We start from the raw sequence: 23659 nt of genomic DNA on the forward strand, positions 1-23659 counted from the left end.
ACCGGGCGTGGCTAGGGCCACACGGTGATTCGTCACATCGCGAATTCCGTGGAATTCCTCAGCTTTCGGTTTCGACGGTCACCGGAATGTGCTCGTAGCTGGGCCTGGCCGGTGGTTGGCCGCCGCCACCGTCGCCCCCGGGCGTGCCCGGGTCGGGTGGGCGTGGCCCCCCGCCGCCCGCATCGGTCTCCCCGACCACGGCACGGATCACCTCATACAGCGCGACGCTGTGCTCGGCGACGAGGGTGAGCAGGGGATGTTCTTCCCCGGTCACCAGCGCCGCCAGCGCGCACACTGGGCACCACACCTGTTGGCATTTGCCCGGGCCATCGCCGGCAGCCGCCAGCAGCGCCGCTGCGCGCACCGCCGGGTCGAGCCGATCCAGAATCGCCTGGGCGAGCTTGCGCAGCTCGGGCCCCAGTTCACCCAGATCGGGGTGCGCGCCAGCGTTCAACGTCGCACCTCCTCATCGCCAGTCACCGGCCACACATCCGGATTCGGCCGGAAGCGGACCGTCAGTACGCTGCCACGCAGCGTTGCGTCCACGACCGTGCACCGCCGCAGGACCGACGCCAACCGAACCCGGCGTCTGGTGCCACCTGCACCGATGATCAGATCATCTCCGGATCGCCCCAGGCTCAGCGCACCGGAATCGACCTGGGGTAACTCTAGCCGCAGTCGATACACCGCCCCCAGCCCGGAACCTGACTCGCGGTCGACCACCGGCCGCACCGGACCCGGTGGCGCCGACCCGCCGCGGCGGCGGCTGTTCGCGAGCAGGTCGCCGAGGGCTTTGGGGCCGATCGGCTCGCCCGCCAGGTGCGGGACCAGCACCATCGCCACATCGCCGATGGCGCGGTCCACCTCTTCGAGGACGGTGCTCTGCTCACCGATCCGCTCGGCGTACCAGTCGAACGCCGGGTGGGCCGGCAAGTTGGTGTAGACGTATGAATCGTCCTGCAACAAAATCTGATTGACGATCAGCTCTGCCACCCGAACACCCGTCAGCGACAACGCCCCCAGGGTCCGGACGGCTTCGGCGGCCACCACGCGCTCGGCGGTCAGCACCAGGTGCGCGGCGACGGTCGTCTCATCGGTCAGTCGCTCGGCAAGCCGCTCGGCGGCGCCGCTGATCCGCTCGATCAACTCGACCAGCGCGGTCGACCGGGGATCCTCGGTTCCGCTGAGCCGGCGATGCCGCGGCCAGGACCGCTCGGCGTAGAGCGCCACGGTGGCGGGCAGCGTGAGCATCCGCATCGCATCGGCGGTGGACGCACAGTCGACGACGACCCGGTCCCATTGCCCACTGTCTGCGAGTTCGCCGACTTCGTGCAGGCCCAGTACCTCCTGGACACCGGGAAGCGCCGAAAGCTCTTCGGGGGCAACGCTGCTCAGATCCGACTCCGGGAACCGCAAGGCCAGCACGTCGACCACGCCGGCCCAATGCCGCTCAAGCAAGGCCAGCGTGTCCAGCGCCAGCACGTCCAGACGGCCGCCCCCCGCACCGGCGTCATCGACTGCCACCGGGATGGGGTCCCGGCCGCCACTGGGCGGCACCGGCATTCCGAGCACGTCCCCGACCGAATGGGCCTGGTCGGTGGAGATCAGCAGCACCCGGTCTCCAGCGCATGCCAGCGAGACAGCGGTCGCCGCCGCACACGTGGACTTGCCTACGCCGCCCTTGCCGAGGAACAGACTGATCGCAGCCACGGCCGGCGTCGCTGGCTCAGGCGGCCTCACTCAGCCTCTGCTCGCTTCTTCAGGTCCTTCAGCGCGGTGTCGGTCAGCCGCCGCTCCGCCTTGCGCTTGAGCAGGCCGATCATCGGAATCATCAGATCCACCGACAGTTCGTAAAGGACCTCGGTCCCGGATCCCTTGGCCGTCAAACGATATTCGCCGTCGAGGGCTTTCAGCAGGGAACTCGAGGCCAGCGACCAACGCACCGAGCGACGGTCCGCCGACCAGTCATAGTCCAACACCATGGTGTCCTTGAGCACCGCGGCATCCAGCACTATGCGGGCTACCTTCGGATAGCCGTCGGAGTCGGTTTCGAGCACCTCGGCCTCGGTGTACTCCGAGACCCAGTCGGGGTAAGCGCCGATGTCGGCGATCACCTTCATCACCGTGTCCGGATCCGCCGCGATGTAGATCGTCTGAGCTGTCTTATCCGCCACGTACTTACTTCCCTAACTCGCTCGCGCCTGGCACCGGCCCTCGGCAGAGACGGTACCTCGCCGTCCGCGCCCTGGCGGGGTCAACTGACAGCGACGGGCGAGACCCCCACCGGTCGCGAACGCTCCAGGCGGTCCTTGATCTCAAAGGCCATCCGCTTGCCGGCCACCCGGCGGCGGTGGTTCAGCTTCGCCAAGTTCAGCCGGGCCAGCTGCCGGCCGGTCACACCGGCAGGTTCGGCGTGCAGAAAGTAGTGCAGCAGCACACCATCGAGCATCGGCTCCAACCAGATCTCCATGGTGCCGGTCAGCGGCCCGCTCACGGTCCACCGGATGCCCTTGTCGGCACGATCCTCGACCACCTGGAGCTGCAGGTCGGGCCACCACCGCTGCCAACTCGAGCGATCGGCGACAGCCGCGCCCACCTGCTCACCGGATGCGGCGACGAACGTCTCGTCGGCAACCTGGATACTGTTCATGGCCCCAGCTTCACATATGCCCCATTTCGCGGATGGAACGCCCCGGGGTGCGCAGGGGCCCGCCGGCGGCCCGGGCAGTGAACACCGTCACACCCGCGACAGGGCGCCGACTAGGCTGGGCGAAATTACTGCAGGCTGGCAAGAGAGGTCATGGCAATGCGTGAGTTCAGTGTTCCCGCGTCGTTCACCGTCGAGGAGCACGACAACGTCGCTGCGGTCGTCTTCGAGCACGAGCGCAACAACCCCGACTTCGTCATCTACCAACGACTGGTCGACGGGGCCTGGACGGATGTCACCTGCGCCGAGGCCGCCGCGCAGATCCGTTCGGCCGCGCTGGGTCTGATCAGCCAGGGCGTGGCCGCCGGCGACCGGGTGGTCATCTTCTCGGCGACGCGCTACGAGTGGGCCATCCTGGACTACGCGATCCTGTCCATCGGCGCGGTCACCGTCCCGATCTACGAAACGTCCTCGGCCGAGCAGGTCCGCTGGGTGATGCAGGACTCCAGCGCGGTGGTGGCGGTCGCCGAAACCGACGCCCACGCCCAGATCGTCAACGAGCTCGCCAGCGACCTGCCCGCGCTGCGGCGGGTGCTGACCATCGACGGCTCGGACACCCCGGCCCTCGACGAACTTGCCGAGGCCGGCGCCGGTCAGGACCCGGCCCAACTCACCGCGCGCCTCGACTCGCTGCGGGCCACCGACCCGGCGACGCTGATCTACACCTCGGGAACCACCGGGCGCCCCAAGGGTTGCGAGCTCACCCACTCCAACCTCATCCACGAGGTACGTGGCACCCAGGCCGCGCTGCCGACCCTGATGGTGTCCGGCCAGCGCCTGCTGGTCTTCCTGCCGCTGGCCCATGTCCTGGCTCGCGCCCTGAGCATCGCCGGCTTCGCCAACAAGGTCACCGTCGGATTCACCAGCGACATCAAGAACCTGGTGCCGATGTTCTCGGTCTTCAAGCCGACCGTGGTGGTGTCGGTGCCGCGGGTGTTCGAGAAGGTGTACAACACCGCTGCCCAGAACGCCGCCAACGACGGCAAGGGCCGCATCTTCGAGATGGCTGCCCAGACCGCGGTGGACTGGAGTGAGGCCGCCGATCACGGTGGACCAGGCCTGCTGCTGCGCGCCAAGCACGCCCTGTTCGACAAGCTCGTCTACCACAAGCTGCGCACCGCGCTGGGCGGCAACTGCCGCGCCTCGGTCTCCGGCGGGGCGCCGCTGGGCGAACGGCTGGGCCACTTCTACCGCGGCGTCGGCCTGTCCATCTACGAGGGCTACGGGCTGACCGAGACCACCGCCGCCATCACCGTCAACCCGGTCGGCGGCATGAAGGTCGGAACCGTCGGAAAGCTGGTGCCCGGCAACAGCATGCGCATCGCCGAGGACGGTGAGTTGCTGGTCCGCGGCGGCGTGGTGTTCAACGGCTACTGGCGCAACGAGCAGGCCACCGCCGACGCGTTCACCGACGGTTGGTTCCGGACCGGTGACCTGGCCGCCATCGACGCCGATGGCTACCTGAAGATCACCGGCCGCAAGAAGGAGATCATCGTCACCGCCGGCGGCAAGAACGTCGCCCCCGCGGTGCTCGAGGACCAGCTGCGATCGCACCCGCTGATCAGCCAGGCGATGGTCGTCGGCGACGCCAAGCCGTTCATCGGCGCACTGATCACCATCGACCCCGAGGCCATCGAGGGCTGGAAGCAGCGCAACGGCAAGTCCAGCACCGCGACGCCGGCGGACCTGGCGACCGACCCGGATCTGAACGCCGAGGTGGATGCGGCGGTCAAGCAGGCCAATCTGTCGGTCTCGCACGCCGAGTCGATCCGCAAATTCCAGATCCTGCCGGTCGACTTCACCGAGGCCACCGGCGAGCTGACCCCCACCATGAAGGTCAAGCGCAACGTGGTCGCGGAGAAGTTCGCCGACGCGATCGAGGCGATCTACGCCAAGGGCTGACCGACGCTGGGACCGCCGCAACCCCGCGGTTCAGGCTTGCAGCAGGTCGGCCATGCGTCCGGCCAGGGTGTCCCAGCGCCAGTGCCCGGTCGCCCATTCGCGCCCGGCGGCACCCATCGCGGCGGCCCGGTCGGGGTCGGCGAGCAATCCGGCGACGGCGTCACCGATCTGCTCCACGGCCCGGCCGTCGACCACCAGCCCGGTCCGGTTGTGCAGGACGGTTTCGGGTGCGCCGCCCGAGTCGCCGGCCACAACCGGGACCCCGGCCGCCGACGCTTCCAGGAACACGATGCCCAAGCCCTCCACGTCAAGCCCGGCACCGCGGGTGCGGCACGGCATCGCGAACACATCGCCGAGCAGGTAGTAGGCCGGCAGTTCGGCGGCTGGTACACCGCCGGTGAAGGTCACCGCATCGGCAACCCCGCACTCGCCGGCCAGCTTGTGCAGCTTCTCGGCGTACGGTCCGCCGCCGACGATCACCAGTGCGGCCCCATCCACGCGTTGCCGAATCGCCGGCAACGCCCGGATCAGCATGTCCTGACCCTTGCGGGGCACCAGCCGCGATACGCACACCACGGTGGGACGCTCCCCCAGCCCATGCCGGGCCCGTAGTTCGGCGCGGGCACCCGGGTCGGGACGGAACCGGTCGGTGTCCACTCCGGGCGGCAGGTGCTCCAGCGCCGCGTTGGGGCCGAACGCCGAGGCGAACCGGCCACGGGTGTAGTGGCTGACGAACGTGACGGTGTCGCAGGAGTCGCCGATCCGGCGCAGCACCGAGCGGGCCCCCGGCAGCATCGACCAGCCCACCTCGTGGCCATGCGTGCTGGCCACCACCCGGGTGGCACCGGCAGAGCGCGCCCGCGGCGCCTCGAGCGCCAGTGGGGCGGCCGCACCGAACCAGACGGTCTGGGCCCCGTGATCGGCGATGAGCCGGCGCATCCGGGAGTCGACACCCGGCCCCGGCACCATCAGCGTGCCGGGATGGCGCACCACCTGGTAGCCGGCCGATTTCGCAGCGTCGTCGAAGGCGTCCGCCCCCTTCCACTGGGGCGCGTACACCGTGACGTCGTGGCGCCCGCTACCGGCGATGCGGCGCACCAGCTCTTCCAGGTAGCACTGGATGCCGCCGGGACGCGGCGGAAAATCATTGGTTACCAGCAGGACCCGGCTCACCCGTGGGATGCTAGCGCGGTGACGATGCGGGCCGCCCGCGGCCCGAAGAGAAATCGCGCCATCAGGCACGGCGCGGTGACGATGCGCCCGTGACCCGATGTGGAATCGCGCCATCTAGGCTAACGGCCGGCGGCGACGGGCTCCGAATTCTGCGCCGGTGACAGAGGGAGGACGGCCGTGACCAGCCGCGTGGCCGATGCGCGAACCACCCCGCGATCGCAGGTGGCGGCCTGGGCGCTGTGGGACTGCGGCGCGACAGGCGTCAATGCGGTCGTAGGAACCTTCGTGTTCTCCGTGTACCTGACCGGACAGGTCGGCGCGGGGCTGCCCGGCGCCACCACACCGGCAAGCTGGCTGGGCAAGGCGCTGACGTTCGCGGGGCTGTTCGTCGCGCTGTTGGCTCCCGCGATCGGGGTCTGGGTCAACGCCCCGCAACGTCGCCGCGCCGCACTCGCGCTGTTCACCGGCCTGGTGGTGGTGCTGACCGCGTTGATGAGCCTCATCGATGACGACTATCGGTACCTGGGTCCGGGGCTGGCCCTGCTGGCGTGCGCCGCGGTCTGCAGCGACCTGGCAACGGTGCCCTACAACGCGGTGCTGGGCCAACTGTCGACACCGCAGAATTCCGGCAGGATCTCCGGAATCGGCTCGGCCTCAGGCTTTTTCGGCAGCGTGCTGTTGCTGCTGGTCCTCTATGTCGGTTTCATCGCCGGCGATGGTGAGACCCGGGGCCTGTTCGGTCTCGCCGTCGACCACGGCCAGTACATCCGGGTGGCGATGCTGGTAGCGGCCGGTTGGCTGGTCGTGTTCGCCTGCCCCCTGCTCTTTCTGGTGCGCACCCCGCCGGCCACCGAGCCGGCACCGGTGGCCGGGCTCCTGGGCGCCTACCGCACGCTGTGGCAGGAGATCAAGGCCGAGTGGCGTCGCGACCACAACGTCGTCTACTACCTGCTGGCCAGCGCGGTGTTCCGCGATGGGCTCACCGGGATCTTCGCGTTCGGCGCGGTGCTCGGCGTCAGCGTGTACGGCGTATCGCAGGCCGACGTGCTTATCTTCGGCGTCTGCGTCAGCATCGTCGCCGCGGTGGGCGCGGTGGTGGGCGGCCGGCTCGCCGACCGCGCCGGTCCCAAGCCCGTCATCATCGGCTCGCTGGCCGCCATGGTCGCGGTCGGGCTGACCCTGCTGACCGCCTCCGGGCCGGTGGCGTTCTGGATCTGCGGGCTGTTGCTCTGCCTCTTCGTCGGTCCGATTCTGGCGTCCGCCAGGGCGCTGATGCTGCGCATGTCCGCACCGGGCAAGGAGGGGGTGGCCTTCGGCCTCTACACCACCGCCGGACGCGCCGCGTCATTCCTGGCGCCGTGGATGTTCTTCACCTTTGTCGATCTGTTCGGCACCGACCGGGCCGGCATGGGTGGGCTGTGCGTGGTCCTGGTGGCAGGCCTGATCGCCATGGTCGCCGTTCGGACACCACGCGAGGCGTCCTAGTCCATGTGGCTCACGGTGCTGGTGATGGCGTTTGCCGTGAGCCTCGAGCCGTTCCGGATCGGTATGACGGTGTTGATGCTGAACCGGCCGCGACCGGTGCTGCAACTGACCGCGTTCCTGATCGGCGGCTTCGCGATGGGGATGCTCGTGGGGCTGGTCGTCTTGTTCGTCCTACGACGCCGGCTGCTCGGTTCGACCTATGTCACCTTGCCCCACGTTCAGATCCTGATCGGGGCGCTGGCGCTGGTGGCCGCCGCCGCGGTGGCCACCAAGGACAGGTGGTCGCGCCGCGCCACGCCGACGATGCCGACCCAGCGCCTGTTGCGCAGCAGCTCGCCGTGGATTGCGGCGGCGGCCGGATTGGGGATCGCGTTGCCCTCGGTGGACTACCTCGCCGCACTCGCCGTCATCCTGGCCTCCGGCGCCGCGGTCACCGCGCAGGTCGGGGCGTTGCTGATGTTCCACGTCGTGGCGTTCGCGCTGATCGAGATCCCTCTGCTGGCATATGTATTCGCGCCCCAGCAGACGCAGACGGCGATTACCAGGATCAACGACTGGATTCGGTCACGTCGCCGCGTCGAGGTCGCCACCCTGCTCGCCGTCGTCGGCAGCCTGCTGCTGGCCGCCGGCATCCTCAGCCGCTGACGGAGCCGGCGGTTGGCCTGCCGGCGCTTCGGCGTCCGGCAGCTGGGCGGCCAGGTACTCACCGAGGCCCCCGATCGTCGGATAGTCGAAGACCGCCGTCGCGTTGATGGTGAACGCGCCACCGAACTGGCTGTGCAATCGGTTGCGCAGTTCGACTGCCATCAGGGAGTCCGTGCCCAGGTCCAGGAACCGACTGGTTGCAGCCGGCGGCTGCGCCAGGCGCAGGAACCCCTGAACTTCGCGCTGCAGGAACTCGGTGATGAAATCGGCCCGCTGCGCCACGGGTATCTCCTGCAGTTGCCGCAGCAATTCGGCGTCGCCGGCGGTGTCCCCCGCAGCGCTGGGCAGCACCAGGTCCAGAATCGGTGGACGGGAACTGCCCAACACCTTCGCCGCACGCTGCCAGTTCGCCTTGAGCACGGTCGCCTGTGCGCATCCGCTGGCGACGACGGCGGCGAGGGCACCAAGGGCGGCCGAGGGCTCCAGCGGAACCAGCCCTTGCGCACCGATATTGGTACGAGCCGCCTCTGACGAGGCCATCCCGCCCTGCCCCCAGGGCCCGAAGTTGACCCCGGTCGCCGGCAGGCCCCGCGCCTGGCGCTGCGCGACCAGCCCGTCGAGGAACGCATTGGCGGTCGAATAGTTGGCCTGGCCCGGCGATCCGAGCAGGCTGGACACCGACGAGGACACGATGAAGAAGTCCAGGGCATCGTCTCGAGTCAGGCGGTCCAAGTGCCAGGCACCGAAAGCCTTGGGCGCCAATACCGTCTGGAAGCTTTCCCGACTCTGCTGGGACAGCAGCGCGTCGTCGAGCACACCCGCCAGGTGCGCGACGCCGGCCAGCGGAGGCAACTCGGTGCGGATGCGCTCCAGCAGCCCTGCCACCTCGGTTTGGTCGCCGACGTCGGCGGCGACGGTGTGGACACGGCACTTGTAGCGGTCGGTGATCTCCTCGATCGCCCGCAGCGCGTCGGCATCGGGCGTACGCCGACTAGTCAGCACGATGTCCCCGGCGCCGAGTTGAGCCAGATACGCCGCCAAGTGCAGGCCGATCGCGCCGAGGCCACCGGTGATCAGATAGGTCCGGTCACCGCGCGGCTGTAGCGGCTCGGGCATCTGCACCACGATCTTGCCGATGTGCCGCGCCTGCTGCATGCGACGGAACGCCGTCCTGGCTTCAGTCAGCGGATAGATCTCGGCGGGCAACGGCATCCATTCACCCTTGCCCAAGCCGTCGGACACCTCACCGAGCAGGGTGCGGATGCGGTCGGGTTCGGTGAACATCACGGTGTCCAACGCAACGATCTCGTAGGCGATGTCGGGGCGGGCCTCGGCCATCTGTTCCGGAGTCCAGATGTCTCGCTTGGCGATCTCCGCGAAACGTCCGCCCTGTGCAGTCGCCCGCAGGGTCGCCTCGATGAAGCCTTCGTTGGTCAGGCTGTTGAGCACCACATCCACGCCGGCGCCGTCGGTATCGGCAAGGATCTGGTCGGCGAAATCGGTTGTCCGCGAGTCATAGACATACTTCACGCCGAGCTTGCGCAGCGTCTCCCGCTTGAAGGTGCTCGCCGTCGCGTACACCTGTGCACCATGCTGCTGGGCCATTTGGATAGCGGCCAGTCCGACACCACCGCTGGCGGCGTGGATGAGCACCTTGTCGCCGGGATTCAGCTTCGCCCAGTCGAACGAAAGCCGAACCGTGAGCGCCGCGGCCGGAATCGTCGCGGCCTGCACCGCGCTCACCCCGTCCGGGATCGGCGCCACGAACTGGGCCGGTACAGCGAACCGGCTGGCGAAAGCGCCTTGCATGGAGCCGTAGACACGTTGGCCGACCTCGAGTCCGCTCACCCCGTCGCCAAGTGCGGTGATGACGCCGGCGAAGTCGCCACCGACCGGACCCGGATCGCCCGGGTACAGGCCCAACACATTGAGCACATCGCGGAAGTTCAAGCCGGCGGCCTGGACCCGGACCTGCACATAGCCGGCGTCGGGCGGCGCCACCTCGGCCTCGCTCAGCCGCAGGTTCTCGATCGCGCCGCGCTCGGTCGGAGCCAGGGCATAGTCGGTGCCGCGCGGCACCGCGAGATGACCGCTACGTGACCACTGCAGAAGCCTGGGCGCCAAGTACTTTCCTTGCCGCAGGGCAATTTCCGATTCGGCCATCGGTGTCGCCAGCAGGCCGGCCAAGGCAACGACGGCCTCCGCGGATCCGTCGTGATCGAGCAGTCTGCAGTGCAGGGCCGGCTCTTCGTTGACGATGGTGCGCCCGAGTCCCCACAACGCCGCCTGCACCGGATCCACCGGCTCGCCGGACTCGGTCGCCACCGCTCGCTCGGTGATGAGCCACAGGCCGCCGGGCAGCTTGATCGCTCCCTCGCCCTGCAGCGCGTGCACGGCGCCGAGCAGGTCGTCGATCTCGCGCTGTAGCCGCGCGGCGGCCTGGGCGCTGGACTCATCGGCCGTCGGTCCGGCGGCACGCCAGACGATTCCGGCGAACGACAACCCGCGCTGGTGCGCCTGCATGACGAACTGCCCCATGGGCTCCGGGTCGGTGTTGCGGTCCCAGGAGATGCAGCCCGGAAGGTGGGCCGCCAACTCGTCGAATCCGGCGATCAGCCAGGTGCCGCCGGCCGTCGCGGTCTCCTCGGACGGTGGCGGCGCCGGCACCTCGTGCCAGCCGAGGCTGTACAGCAGCCGTGTGCTGTCGCCGCCGAGCCCGCGCAACAACGCCTCACGGGGCGCGCGTTTGACCGTGAATTCCCGGATCCCGCCGAGGTGGCGGTTGTCTCGGTCCACGAAGTCCAGATCGAAGACCTGGGTTTCACTGTCGAGAGCGCTGGCGTGCCATCGGGCGCGGCAATAGAACCGCCGCGGCATCTTCTCGGCCAACATCACCTGGCCGTATCGCAGCGGCAGGAAAAGGTCGTGCACCCCCTGCTCGGCCGCCAGCAGGGCCGGGAACGCCGGGAACGCCACCCCGGTGCACAGGTCGAGCAACACCGGATGCATGGGTTCTGCGCCCAGGTGTTCGGCGAGTTCGGCGCCGACGGTGATATCGCCGATCGCCTCGCCCTCGCCGAGCCACAGCGATTTCAGGCAACCCGACCAGCTGGGCCCCCATGCCAGCTCCATGTCCGCGAAGGTCTCGAACAGTTCCTGCGGCCGCATGCGTTCGAGGCGTTCGATGGCGACATCGACCGGATCCGCCGGATCGGATTCGGGTTCGGCTTCGCTGCCGGCGATACCGGCGATACCGGAGAGCACCACACCGTCGGCGTTCAATGCCCATTCGGCGTCCCGGACACCGTAAGGACGGCTGTGCACCTGGAAGCTCCAGGACTCCCCGTTCTCCGAACCCTCGTCACGCGGATGCAGGGTCAGTTGGACTTCCCGAGAACTCTTCTCCGCCAGAATGATCGGCTCGTAGAAGAACACTTCTTGCACCCGGGCCGGCGGGCCGACCGCCGCCAGGGCCATCGCCGCATACGTCGCGCCCGGGACGACGACGGTGCCATAGATCACGTGGTCGGCCAGCCAAGGCTGCGACTTGACCGACAGCCGGCTGGTGTACACCGAGTCGCCGGACGCCAGGTCTTTGGTGCTGCCGAGAATTCCCGAAACAACGGGGCCGTCGACCGTGACGCCCGACGACCGGGGCCAAAAACGCCGGCGCTGGAACGGATAAGTGGGCAGCTCCATCCGGTGCGAGGGCCGGTGCGCCAATGCGTCGAAGTTCGGCCGATGACCACTGACATAGGCCGCGGCCAGCGCTTCGGCAATCTGACGCCGGTCGCCGACGCCCTTGCGCAACGACACGATCGCACGGGGAGCAGCCAGGTGGTCCGGCCAGACCTGCACCGCGTTGCCGGTCAGCACCGGTTGCGGCCCGATCTCCATCAGCACCGAACATCCCAGTGCCGCCACGGTCCGCACGCTTTCGGCGAACTGGACCGGCTGGCGGGAATGCCGGCGCCAATACTGGGCGTCCAGCGGCGTTTCGGCCATGAGCACCGACCCGGTGCGGTTGCAGACCAACGGCAACGTCGGCACGGCGAACTGCAACTGCTGCGCATACGATTCGAATTCTCCGAGCACCGGCTCCAGCAGCTCGGAGTGGAAGGCGTGGCTGGTATGCAGCCAGCTGCAGCGGATTCCTTCCTCCCCGAACGCGGCGACGATCTTCTCCAGGTCGGCTCCCGGACCCGAGAGCACGGTATTGGGCCCGTTGTAGGCCGCAATCGACACGCGCGGAAACTCGTTGACAACGACTTCGATGGGGTTGGCGTCGGCGAACACCGCGACCATCCGCCCGCCTTCCGGCAGGCTGCCGAACAGCCTGCCCCGCTCGGCCATCAGCCGTGCTCCGTCCTCGAGACGGAAGACGCCGGCTACACACGCCGCCGCGTACTGGCCCACACTGTGCCCCAGCACCACATCGGGCTCGATGCCCCACGACGTCCATAGCCGGGCCAGTCCCATCTCGACCGCGAAAAGTGCCGGTTGAGCAAACGACGTGTGCTGCAACAACTCCGCCGTGTCTCGGTCGGTCGCGAACAGCACGTCGAGCAATGGACGCGGCAGCATCCCTGCGACCGCATCGGCACACTGTGTCACGGTGTCTGCGAAAACCGGCTCGGCATCGAACAGTTCGCGGGCCATTCCCGGATGCTGGCTGCCCTGGCCGGTGAACAGCCACGCCGTCGTGGGCCGGTCGCCGCACTCCCCGCGCAGCACGCCGGGACGCAGGCGATTCTCGGCCAAGTCGGTCAGACCGTCAGCGGCACTGCGAACCGAATCCACGACCAGTGCTGCTCGCTGCTCGAAATGCGAGCGCCCGATTCCGGCCGTGCGGCAGACATCGGCGATGTCGACATCTGGGTGGGTGTCCAACCAGGTCCGATACCGTTGCACCAGCGCCACCAGGGCCTCGGGTGACCGCGCCGACAGCGCCAGCACGTTGACCGACTCCCCGGAGTCCTCCGGTGCCGGCGCCACCGCGGATTGGTCGCCGGAGTGTTCCGGCGGGGACGGCGCCTCCTCGATCAGCACGTGCGCGTTGGTACCGGTGAATCCGAACGAGCTCACGCCCGCGCGTCGAGGTCTGCCATTGGTCTGCCACGGCACCGGCTTGTCCACGACCCGAATCGGCAACGAATCCCACGGAATATGCGGCGAAGGCTTGTCGAAGTGCAGGCTGGCCGGCAGCACGCCGTGCTGCAACGACAGCACGACCTTGATCAGACCGGCTGCCCCTGAAGCTGATTCGAGGTGACCGATGTTGGTCTTCACCGAACCCATCAACAGTGGCCGATCCGCATCCCGACCGGCGCCGTAAACGGCTCCCGCTGCCTGTACCTCGATCGGATCACCCAGCGGGGTGCCCGTTCCGTGCGCCTCGAGGTAGTCGACATCGGCACCGATCAGCCCGGCTCGGGCCAATGCCGTGCCGATCAGTCGCTGCTGCGCACCCCCGTTGGGAACCGTCAGGCCACTGGAGGCGCCGTCCTGATTGGTCGCGCTACTCGGGATGACCGCGGCAACCCGGTCGCCGTCGCGCACCGCATCACTGAGGCGCTTGAGCACCAGAACCCCGCAGCCCTCACTCCGCACATATCCGTCGGCGGAGGCATCGAAGGTCTTGCATCGCCCGACCGGGGAAAGCATCCTGGCGCGCGAGGCGGCGATGACGGTGACCGGGCTCAGCAATACGTTCACGCCGCCGGCCACCGCCAGATCGCAGTCCCCGGCGCGCAACGCCAGACAAGCCTGGTGAACGGCCACCAACGACGAACTGCAGGCAGTGTCGAGCGCCACGGCCGGGCCCTCCAGCCCAAGCGCGAAGGCCACCCGGCCGGAGATGGCGTTGAGGGCGTTGCCGGTGATGAAGTAGGGCTCAATCTTGTCGACCGGCTCCGCGGACAGCAGGTGCGCATACTCATTGGCGGCCACGCCGGTGAAGACACCGGTTCGGCTGCCGCGCAACGTTGCCGGTGCATAGCCTGCCCGTTCGAAACCCTCCCAAACGGTTTCGAGCATCAGCCGTTGTTGCGGCTCGATCCATACCGCCTCGCGTGGGGAGATGCCGAAGAACTCCGGATCGAACTCGTCTATCCCGTCGATGAATCCGCCGAAGCGACTGTAGATCTTGCCCGGGGCTTCGGGATCGGGGTCGTAGAACTCGTCGATGTCAAACCGGTCTTCCGGTACCTCTCGGATCGCATCGACGCCTTCGGACAACAACTCCCAGAATGCTTCCGGATCGGGTGCGCCGGGGAACCGGCACGACACCGCGAGGATCGCGATCGGCTCGTCGGTGGCCGTCGACTGCACCGAGACCGGCTGGGTACGTGCGTTGGCCGAGGACTGTTCGCTGAGCTCGAGGACGTCGCCGAGCAGGTAGTCCACCACATCGGAGAGCCGCGGGTAGTCCATAGCCAGGGTGGCCGGTATCTCGCTGCCGACCCCCTGTTCGATGCGCTGCCGCAACTCGACGGCCATCAGCGAGTCCATGCCGAGGTCAAAGAATCCTGCGTCCTCACGGATCTCGGCCGGGTCGACACGCGTCACCTCGGCTACCGCACCGCGAAGGTAGTCCGACAGAAGCTTTCTGCGCTGCTGCACCGGGGCGGTTGTCAGCCGCTCGACCAGTTCGGTCTTCCCGGAGCGAGCCGCCGACGGCGCCGCCCCCGTCAGGTGGCTGGGGACCTCACGTTCGAGTTCCGCCAGGAACGGGCGCCGGCCGGACTGCTGATACAGCGGCAGGAATTTCGCCCAGTCGACCCGCGCTACGACGCCCTGTGCGGGACCTGGCGCCGGCCCCCGCCCGAACGACGCCGCGATCACATCGGCCATCCCGGCCAGCGCGTCGGCCGGGGACAGTGTTGCGATACCACGCTTGCTCAGCCGGGCGCGCGACTCCTCGTCGGCCATGCCCACCGACCAGGGTCCGAAGTTGACACTGATCCCCCGCATGCCCCGCTCACGCAACCGCCATGCCAGCCCGTCCAAGAAGGCGTTCGCCGCGCCGTAGGCGCTCTGACCGAATCCGCCCCAGACCGAGGCGATCGAGGAGGTGCAGACGAAGAAGTCCAGCGCAAGATCCGCTGTTGCTTCACTCAGCTGCCATGCCCCCCAAACCTTTCCGGCGAAGACACGATCGAGTTCGGCTTGATGGGAGTCGGCGTCCAGCGCGCTGAGGGGGCTGGTGGCGATCTCTCCTGCGGCGTGGACGATGCCGGCCAACGGGGGCAGTTCGTCCTGCACGGTTGCCAACAGGCTCGCGACGTCGTGTGCGTCGGCGACGTCGGCCGTGATCGCCCGCACTGCGCAGCCGTACTGTTCGCGTACGGCATCGATGCGCTGTTGGGCGGCGTCGCTGGGCGCGTGTCGACCGGTCAGCACCAGCTGCCGGGCACCGTGCGCCGCCAGGAATGCCGCGGTCTCCAGCCCGATCGACCCCAGCCCACCGGTCACCAGATACGTCGCGTCATCGCGCAATGCCAGCGGTGTCGGGTTGGGCTCGACTGCGCGCCGAATCAACCGGGGCGCATAGGCGGTGTCGTCACGCAGCGCGATCTGGTCTTCTCGGCGACCGGAGTCGGCCGGCCTCAGGATCTGGTCGATCAAGCTCGACCACTGGTCGGGGCCGGTCGAACTCAGGTCCGCCAGCCCGCCCCACAGTTGCGGAGTTTCCAGGGAGGCAGCCCGCCAGAAACCCCAGAGGCAGCTCTGCTCCGGCGCCACGGCGTCGGCGTCCGTGACTCGCTGGCCATCACGGGTGACCACCCAGATGGGGCAGCGCAGTTCGGCTGAGACCGCCGCACCCACAAGCCTCCGGGTGCCCCCGAGCACCCGGTGCTGCATGCGCGCCAGCGAGCGCGGCCCCGACGCAGCGGAGTCCAGGGCAGCGACATGCAAGATCCGCAGTTCCGGTTGGTCAGCCGCCGCGGCGCGCAGCATCGCGGCGAGTTCTTCCTGGTCGCCGTCAGATCCCGGCAACCCGACCACCTGATACCGATACCCACGCGACGTCAACGCTGCGGCCAAGGGCTCCAGCGCAGCGGGGTCATCGCCGATGACAAACCAGGTGGATCCGTCGGATTCGTCGGTTCCCGACGCCGGCGTCGGATATGCCTGCCACTGGATCTCGTAGCGCGCATCCGAGATCGACCGGGTCTTGCGCTGCTGGTTATGTTGCGCGGCAAGCTTTGTCAGTACCTTGTACGTCTGTTGGTCGTCACCCGAATCGCCGAGTAATTCCGCGAGCTCGTGAATCCGGCCGTCCTCGAGGAGGCGGACGGCTTCGGTGCTGGCGGCGAGATGCTGTTGCTGGCTGGGCCGCTCCCGCTGGTCTCGGAACCAGTACTCGCGGTGTTCGAACGGATAGGTCGGTAGGTCGACCTTGCGCGCGTGCGACGCTCGAACAGCGCCGAAGTCGGGCACGTGGCCAACCGCGTAGGCCTCGGCAAGGGCTTCGGTGATCTGTCGCTGGTCGGCGGCGTTGCGGCGCAATGATGCGATCGCCCGCGGCACCGTGGCCGGGTCGGGCCATGCTCGCAGCGCCGCGGCGGTGAGGACCGGCTGCGGGCCGATCTCCAGCAGCACTTTGCAGCCGAGATCGGCAAGGGTTCGTACGGTCTTGGCGAATTCCACCGGCTGCCGCGCGTGGCGTCGCCAGTAGTTGCCGTCGAGCCGCACGCTGCGCCCGACCGCCGAGCCGGTGCGGTTGCAGATCAGAATCCGTTGGGGAGGGCGGTAGTCGCACCGATCGGCGTAGGCCTCGAACTCGTCGAGGATCGGATCCAGCAATGCCGAGTGGAACGCGTGACTGGTCTCCAGCCAGTCGCACCGGACGCCGTCGGCGATCAGCTGGGCCACCGCCTGTTCCAGATCCCCAGCAGGCCCGGACAACACGGTGTTGGCACCGTTGTAGGCGGCGATCGACAGAGTCGGGAACTCGTCGGTCAGGCGCTCGACGCGCTCGGCCGCGGTGAACACCGCCACCATCCGGCCGCCCGCCGGCAGACTCCCGAACAGCCGGCCGCGCTCGGCCATCAGCCGCGCCCCGTCCTCGAGGCTCAGGACACCTGCGACGCAGGCCGCCGAGTACTGGCCGACACTGTGGCCTGCAACCACATCAGGCTCGAAACCCCACGACTGCCAGAGCCGCGCCAAGCCCATCTCGACCGCGAACAGGGCCGGCTGAGCGTAGCTGGTCTGCCGCAGGGCTTCTTCGCCATACAGACCGTCCACGTCGAAAATAACGTCCAGTAACGGCTTTTCGAGAATGCCAGACAACACATCCGCACAGCGGTTCAGTGTCTCGGCGAACACCGGCTCGGTGTCGAACAACTCGCGCGCCATGCCCGGGTACTGGCTGCCCTGACCGGTGAACAGCCAGGCCGTTTTCGGGGTGTCGCCGGCGATTCCGCGCACCAGGCCGGGGGCCGGGCGGTCGTCTGCGAGCGCACCGAGCAGCTCGGTGGCAGACTCCGTCGAGTCGACGACCAGCGCGGCCCGGTGCTCGAAGTGTGCGCGCCCCACCCCGGCGGTGAAGCACACGTCCGCCAGAGCGGCCTGCGGGTGCGCGCTGAGCCAGTTGCGGTAGTCCTGCGCGAGCTTGACCAGTGCGGTGGGCGTGCGGGCGGACAACGGAAGAATGCGCAACGTGCGCTTGGTGTCGCGCGGGCTCGGTGTCGCCGCCGGTTCCTCGGGTGGCGCTGGAGCCTCTTCGATGATGACGTGGGCGTTGGTCCCGGCGAACCCGAACGAGCTGACTCCCGCGATGCGCGGTTGCCCGTTGCGTTCCCAGGCGGTGGCCTGTCCAACGACCTGCACGGCGAGCCGCTCCCAGGGGATGTGCGGCGACGGATTGTGGAAATGCAGGTGCTGGGGCAGCAATTCGTTCTCAAGAGACAGGATGACCTTGATGACACCCGCGATTCCCGCGGCCGCCTCGAGGTGTCCGATGTTGGTCTTCGCCGATCCCATCAACAGCGGCCGGTTCGGATCGCGACCTTCACCGAGCACTGCGCCGGCGGCCTGCGCCTCGATCGGGTCACCCAGCGATGTGCCGGTCCCGTGCGCCTCCAGGTAGCCGACATCGGCGGGCGCGATACCGGCGCGCTGCAATGCATCGGCGATAACCCGTTGCTGAGCAACGCCATTCGGCACCGTCAGGCCGCCCGACGCGCCATCCTGGTTGATCGCGCTGCCCCGGATCACCGCCCGAATCCGGTCTCCGTCGGCGAGGGCGTCCTCCAGCCGCTTGATGACGATGACACCGCAGCCCTCACCGCGCACGTAGCCGTCCGCAGCCGCGTCGAATGTCTTGCACCGGCCGTCGGGCGCAAGCATGTGCGCATGCGAGAACGTGACCATGGTCGCCGGGGTCAGCAGAACATTCGCGCCGCCGGCCAGCGCCAGGTCGCATTCCCCCAGGCGCAGTGCCTGGCACGCCTGGTGGATCGCCACCAGTGACGAGCTGCACGCTGTGTCGACGGCGACCGACGGGCCCTGTAATCCCAGCCGGTAGCTGATCCGTCCAGCCGCGGCGGCGTTGGACGTCCCGATCGCCATGTACGCCTCGATCTCCGGGTAGGCGAGCTCCGCGGATGCCATACCGAGGTAATCATGGGTCGCCAGACCGACGAACACGCCGGTGTTGCTGTTCGCCAAAGCCGTTGGCGCAGTGCCCGAATGCTCCACCGCCCGCCATGCCGTCTCCAGTAGCAGCCGATGCTGCGGGTCGAGCAACCTGGCCTCACGTGTCGAGATGCCGAAGAACGGGGCGTCGAATCCCGTCACGTCATCGACGAAACCCGCCCGCCGAGTCACCACCTTGCCCGGTGCGCCGGGCTCCGCGTCGAAGAATTCGTCCGCGTCCCAACGGTCGGCGGGCACCTCCGACACCGCGTCACGCCCCTGGCGCAACACCTGCCAGAACTCGTCTGCGCCCGCCGCACCCGGAAAACGGGCCGCGTAGCCGACTATCGCGAACCCTGGTGGTGACCCCTTCCAATCCCCGACCGATGCCATACGCCGCCTTCCCCTGCCTCGTCGGCCACGATTCGTTCCCCCCGCGGCCGGTCCGAATTGCCCACCCAGACTCCCCCGCCATCGACCGGTAGTGCAAGAGCTGTGAGCGGATCCCTGGCAAACTCGGCGGACTTCCCCCAGGTGGGAGTGACCGCTGCCCACGATCCGCGGCGGAGCCGTTCACCCGAGACGTATCGGAGATCAGCCCGGCGCGTTATCCTGGCCTCGCCGCAGCATGGCCGGGGGACCAAGCGAGGAGGGGCAGTTTGCGCATCGGCAAGATCACGGTTGGCTCGCTCGATGAATGGACCCTCAGCCCCGGCACGGTCATCTCTTGGCATCCCACGGCAGCGGCCAGCGAAAAGGCCCGGCAGGCTGCGGTCAGCTCGGTTCCGGTCAGCTACATGCAGGCTCAGCATCTGCGAAATTACTGTGAGCGGACGGCAGCCGGTCTGAATTTTTCGCGTCAGATCATCGCGAGCTGTGAAGTGCCAGGTCAGTGCGACGTTTCCGCGATGGACCACGCGCTCAACGCCTACCTGCGCAGGCATGACACCTTCCGCAGCTGGTTCGAAGAGGCCGGTGACGGTGAGTTCATCAGGCATGAGATCACCGATCCGGCCGACATCGAGTTTGCGCCCGTCGACCACGGAAGGATGACTGCGGACGAGGTACGCGCGCACGTCGTCGCGATCCCCTCGCCGCTGGAATGGGGTTGTTTCACCTTCGGGATCATTCAGTCCGAGGGCCACTTCACGTTCTTTGCTGCCATGGACCATGTCCATGGCGACGCCACGCTGATCGGCACGACGATGCTGGAGGCCAATGGCATGTACTCCGCACTCAGTGGCGGCGGCAGCGCACTGACGCTTCCCGATGCCGGCAGCTACGGCGATTTCTGCATCCGGGAGCGGGAAAACACCGCGGCGTTGACCGTGGATTCACCCGGAGTGCGTGCCTGGCTGGACTTCGCCGAGAACAATGGCGATGGCTTCCCCGAATTTCCGCTCCCGTTGGGCGACCCGGCGGATTCGACCCGCAGTGACATGTCTTCTGAGCTGTTGATGGATGCCGGGCAGACCGATCGGTTCGAGACGGCCTGCGCTGCGGCCGGCGCGCGGTTCGTCGGTGGATTGTTCGCCTGCCTGGCCCTGGTGGAGCATGAGTTCACCGGCGCGCTCACCTATTACGGACTGACTCCCCGGGATTCCCGAACGGCGGCCGACAATTTCATGACGCAAGGCTGGTTCACCGGGTTGATCCCGATCACCGTGCCCATCGCGGCAGCCTCGTTCTCGGACGCGTCCTGGGCGGCACAGACGTGCTTCGATTCCGGGCTGGATATGGCGAAGGTGCCGTATTACCGGGTGCTGGAATTGGCACCGTGGCTGAACTGGCCGCGGCCGAACTTTCCGGTGTCGAACTTTCTGCACGGCGGAGCTGCTCCGCTCAATGCCATTCTCGCCGCGGGCGATATGGGGCTTGCGAACAACATCGGCATCTACCCCGATGGCCGATATTCCTACCAACTGACCATCTATATCTTCCGGTACGGCGAGGGCACGGTCATGGCGATCATGCATCCCGACAACCCGATCGCCCAGAAATCGGCTACGCGCTACATGGAGGCGATGAGGTCCGTGTGCGTACGGGTCGCAGGCAGCGGGCACTGGGGTCGCGTCGCATAAAGGGGGTCAGGGCAATATGCGGCGATTAGCAGAGCTGGTGGTGCGATGGCCCTTGGTGGTCATCGGGGTCTGGATCGCCGTCGCGGCCGCACTGCCCCTGACCTTTCCTTCCCTGACCGAGATGGCCCAGAAGCATCCGCTCGCGATCCTGCCGAGCGATGCGCCCTCGAGCGTCACCGCGCAGAAGATGGCCGAATCGTTCGAGGAATCGGGATCGGAAGACCTGCTGCTGGTGGTCCTGACCGACGACAACGGGCTCAATCGTGCCGACGAGACCGTGTACCGCAATCTGGTCGACGCACTGCGCCGGGACACCGAAAACGTTGTGATGCTTCAGGATTTCATCACCACGCCACCGCTGCGTCCGATCGTCACCAGCGAGGACGCCAAAGCGTGGGTCCTGCCGGTCGGCGTTGCCGGTGAACTGGGTACACCCCAGTCATTTGCGGCGTTCAATCGGATCGGCGCGCTGGTCGACCACGCGTTGGAAAAGGCCCCGGAGGGGTCGGCCCTGACCGCTCACCTCACCGGCCCGGCGGCCACCGTCGCCGACCTCACAGTCGCCGGCGATCACGACCGGCTTCCCATCGAGTTGGCCATCGCGGTGCTGGTGCTCCTGGTGCTGCTGGTGGTGTACCGCAGCCCGATCACCATGATGCTGCCGCTGATATCCATCGGGATATCTCTGGTGATCGCCCAGTCGCTGGTGGCCGGATACTCCCACCTGACGAATTCGGGCGTCTCGAATCAGTCCAATGTCTTTCTGAGCGCGATCATGGCCGGTGCCGGAACGGATTACGCGGTCTTCCTGATCAGCCGTTACCACGACCAGCTGCGGTCGGGGGCGGAGTCAGATCAGGCGGTCAAGGGCGCGATGATGTCGATCGGCAAGGTGATCGCCGCATCCGCCGCCACCGTCGGAATCACCTTTCTGGTCATCAGCTTCGCCCGCATGGGCGTCTTCAAGACGGTCGGGTCGTCGGCGGCGATCGGGATCGGGGTCGCGTTCCTCGCAGCACTGACGTTGCTGCCGGCGATTCTGGTGCTGGCCGGGGCACGGGGCTGGGTCAAGCCTCGGCGCGAGTTGACCGCTCGACTGTGGCGCAAGTCGGGTATCCGCATCGTGCGCAGGCCCACGGCCCACCTGCTGGCCAGTCTGCTCGTGCTGGCCGCGCTGGCCGGCTGCGCCGCCTTCGTGCGCTACAACTACGACGATCGCAAGGCGCTGCGGTCCTCGGCTCCGAGTTCCCTCGGGTATGCGGCGCTGGAGCAGCATTTTCCAGTGAATCAGTCGATTCCCGAATACATCCTGATCCAGTCACCGAATGACCTGCGCACCCCCGAGGCGCTCGCCGACCTGGAACAGATGGCACAACGCGTCAGCCAAGTCCCGGGCGTCGCCGCCGTCACCGGCATCACCCGGCCCACCGGGGCTGTGCCGGAAGAGTTTCGGGCCACGTATCAGGCCGGCGCCATCGGCGGTTTTCTCGCCGACGGGTCCGCCACGATCAGCGGCCGCTCCAGTGACCTCAACCGGTTGGCCGCCGGAGCCGAGACGCTGGCCACCAACCTGCGCGACGTGCGCGGCCAGGTCAAACGCCTGTCGGCCAGCGTCCAGGATGTGGTCAACTCCTTTTCGTCGATGAAGAACCAGTACGGCGGCGACACCCTGGTCCAGTCGGTCGACACCGCAGCCCAACTCGTCGACCATGTCAACGCGATCAGTAATTCCATGGGCTGGAATTTCTCCGCCGGCAGGAACATGTTCGGCTGGATCGGCCCGGTCCTGGCGGCGCTGCAGGGCAACCCGATCTGTGATCTGGATACGTCCTGCAGCGCCACCCGCGGGGCGTTCGAACAGCTGCTCGGTGGACGCAACCAAGAAGACCTCGACGCGATCAGTGATCTCGCACAGCAATTGCAGTCAATCCCGGACCAGCGGTCCCTGAACGCTTCGATCAACCGCGTGCGCACCGCGCTTGCCAACCTGACCAACGTGATGCAATCCATGGGAATGGACAAGCCCGGTGGCCTGCAGACCAACCTGCGGTCCATGCAAGACGGGGCGGACCGCGTCGCCGGTGGAAGTCGGCAGATCGCCGACGGCGTCGCCGAACTGGTCAAGCAGGTCAAGCAGATGGGCACCGAGTTGGATGCCGCCGCGACGTTCCTCCTGACGCTCAAAAACGGTGCGGCGCAACCGGCTCAGGCCGGTTTCAACATCCCGGCCCAACTACTGCAGTTGGACGAGTTCACCGAAGCCGCCAAGATATTCCTTTCGCCGGACGGACATTCCGTGCGCTACCTGGTGCAAACCGAACTCAATCCGTTCAGCACCGAAGCGATGGACCAGATCGACGCCATCACTGACGCCGCTCGCAGCGCCCAGCCCAACACCGCATTGGCCGACGCCACCGTGTCGATGACCGGCTACACCGCGGGTCTGAGAGACACCCGCGACTACTACCAGCACGACATCCGGTTCATCATCATCGCGACCCTGCTCGTCGTGCTGCTGACGTTGATTGCTCTGCTGCGTGCTGTCGTCGCACCGCTGTACCTGGTCGCCTCCGTGGTGGTCTCGTATCTGTCTGCGCTGGGTATCGGTGTGTTGGTGATCCAGTTCATCGGCGGCCAACAGCTGCATTGGACCGTGCCCCCACTGGCGTTCGTGGTGCTGGTCGCGGTCGGCGCCGACTACAACATGCTGCTGGTGTCGCGGATGCGCGACGAGTCGCCGCACAGCGTCCGCTACGGCGTGATCCGCACCCTGAGTTCGACCGGCGGTGTGATCACCGCAGCGGGCGTGATCTTCGCCGCCTCGATGTGCGGCCTGTTGTTCTCCAGCATCAGTACCGTGGTCCAGGGGGGTCTCGTCATCGGCGTCGGGATCTTGCTGGACACCTTCCTGGTCCGCACCATCACGGTGCCCGCCATCGCCGCGCTGGCCGGGCGTGCCAACTGGTGGCCGTCCCAGCTGGGATCGCGGCGACAACGGCGGGGGCGCGCTGCAGCGTAAGGG

The 23659-nt window shown here is 67.7% G+C and carries 11 protein-coding genes; 5 read left to right on the forward strand and 6 right to left on the reverse strand.

Translation table 11 applies throughout. The annotated features are described in order from the left end of the window. Window positions 1-58 precede the first annotated feature (58 nt). The 4 genes from ACJH5R_RS10360 to ACJH5R_RS10375 all read right to left on the reverse strand — a co-directional run bounded on the left by ACJH5R_RS10360 (window position 59) and on the right by ACJH5R_RS10375 (window position 2650). Complete coding sequence (locus tag ACJH5R_RS10360; RefSeq protein ID WP_406781879.1) at window positions 59-454, reverse strand: hypothetical protein; 396 nt, start codon at window positions 452-454, stop codon at window positions 59-61. After that, window positions 451-1710 (reverse strand): ArsA family ATPase, encoded by a 1260-nt coding sequence (locus tag ACJH5R_RS10365; RefSeq protein WP_406781880.1) that lies wholly within the window; start codon window positions 1708-1710, stop codon window positions 451-453. Before ACJH5R_RS10365 ends, ACJH5R_RS10360 begins: the two co-directional genes overlap by 4 nt. 26 nt (window positions 1711-1736) lie before the next feature. Beyond that, window positions 1737-2174, reverse strand: a complete 438-nt coding sequence (locus ACJH5R_RS10370; protein WP_406781881.1) for an SRPBCC family protein — start codon at window positions 2172-2174, stop codon at window positions 1737-1739. 80 nt (window positions 2175-2254) lie between these two features. Continuing rightward, on the reverse strand, window positions 2255-2650 hold the full coding sequence (locus ACJH5R_RS10375) for a polyketide cyclase / dehydrase and lipid transport (RefSeq protein ID WP_406758361.1): 396 nt from the start codon (window positions 2648-2650) through the stop codon (window positions 2255-2257). Window positions 2651-2806: 156 nt separating this feature from the next. Here ACJH5R_RS10375 and ACJH5R_RS10380 point away from each other — a divergent pair, with 156 nt between their 5' ends. Continuing rightward, entirely contained in the window at window positions 2807-4609 is a 1803-nt protein-coding gene (locus ACJH5R_RS10380; RefSeq protein ID WP_406781882.1) for an AMP-dependent synthetase/ligase, read from the forward strand. Between the two features lie 30 nt (window positions 4610-4639). Here ACJH5R_RS10380 and ACJH5R_RS10385 read toward each other — a convergent pair whose 3' ends face one another. Next, the gene (locus ACJH5R_RS10385) at window positions 4640-5782 is read right to left on the reverse strand and encodes a glycosyltransferase family 4 protein (RefSeq protein ID WP_406781883.1); all 1143 of its coding nucleotides are present in this window, start codon (window positions 5780-5782) and stop codon (window positions 4640-4642) included. Between the two features lie 177 nt (window positions 5783-5959). Between ACJH5R_RS10385 and ACJH5R_RS10390 the strand changes: the two genes are divergently transcribed. Next, on the forward strand, window positions 5960-7267 hold the full coding sequence (locus tag ACJH5R_RS10390) for an MFS transporter (RefSeq protein ID WP_406781884.1): 1308 nt from the start codon (window positions 5960-5962) through the stop codon (window positions 7265-7267). Between the two features lie 3 nt (window positions 7268-7270). Next, window positions 7271-7912, forward strand: a complete 642-nt coding sequence (locus tag ACJH5R_RS10395) for a GAP family protein (protein ID WP_406781885.1) — start codon at window positions 7271-7273, stop codon at window positions 7910-7912. Here the strand turns inward: ACJH5R_RS10395 and ACJH5R_RS10400 are convergent. Further along, window positions 7832-18949 (reverse strand): SDR family NAD(P)-dependent oxidoreductase, encoded by an 11118-nt coding sequence (locus tag ACJH5R_RS10400; protein ID WP_406781886.1) that lies wholly within the window; start codon window positions 18947-18949, stop codon window positions 7832-7834. The genes ACJH5R_RS10395 and ACJH5R_RS10400 overlap by 81 nt on opposite strands. Window positions 18950-19215: 266 nt before the next feature. Between ACJH5R_RS10400 and ACJH5R_RS10405 the strand changes: the two genes are divergently transcribed. Together ACJH5R_RS10405 and ACJH5R_RS10410 are read left to right on the forward strand one after the other, a co-directional pair. Then, a complete protein-coding gene (locus ACJH5R_RS10405; protein ID WP_406781887.1) occupies window positions 19216-20637 on the forward strand; it encodes a condensation domain-containing protein in 1422 nt (473 codons plus the stop codon). A gap of 16 nt (window positions 20638-20653) precedes the next feature. Then, window positions 20654-23656 carry an RND family transporter gene (locus ACJH5R_RS10410; RefSeq protein WP_406781888.1) on the forward strand — a complete coding sequence of 1001 codons (3003 nt, stop codon included), beginning with the start codon at window positions 20654-20656 and terminating at the stop codon, window positions 23654-23656. Window positions 23657-23659 lie beyond the last annotated feature (3 nt).

The organism is Mycobacterium sp. SMC-19, from assembly GCF_045310815.1.
Classification (GTDB): Bacteria; Actinomycetota; Actinomycetes; order Mycobacteriales; family Mycobacteriaceae; genus Mycobacterium.

What these genes read in the sequence shown, in the direction of transcription:
- ACJH5R_RS10380 (WP_406781882.1), top strand. Translation starts at nt 2,807, where the DNA reads ATGCGTGAGTTCAGTGTTCCCGCGTCGTTCACCGTCGAGGAGCACGAC.
- ACJH5R_RS10395 (WP_406781885.1), top strand. Translation starts at nt 7,271, where the DNA reads ATGTGGCTCACGGTGCTGGTGATGGCGTTTGCCGTGAGCCTCGAGCCG.
- ACJH5R_RS10375 (WP_406758361.1), bottom strand. Translation starts at nt 2,650, where the DNA reads ATGAACAGTATCCAGGTTGCCGACGAGACGTTCGTCGCCGCATCCGGT.
- ACJH5R_RS10410 (WP_406781888.1), top strand. Translation starts at nt 20,654, where the DNA reads ATGCGGCGATTAGCAGAGCTGGTGGTGCGATGGCCCTTGGTGGTCATC.
- ACJH5R_RS10400 (WP_406781886.1), bottom strand. Translation starts at nt 18,949, where the DNA reads ATGGCATCGGTCGGGGATTGGAAGGGGTCACCACCAGGGTTCGCGATA.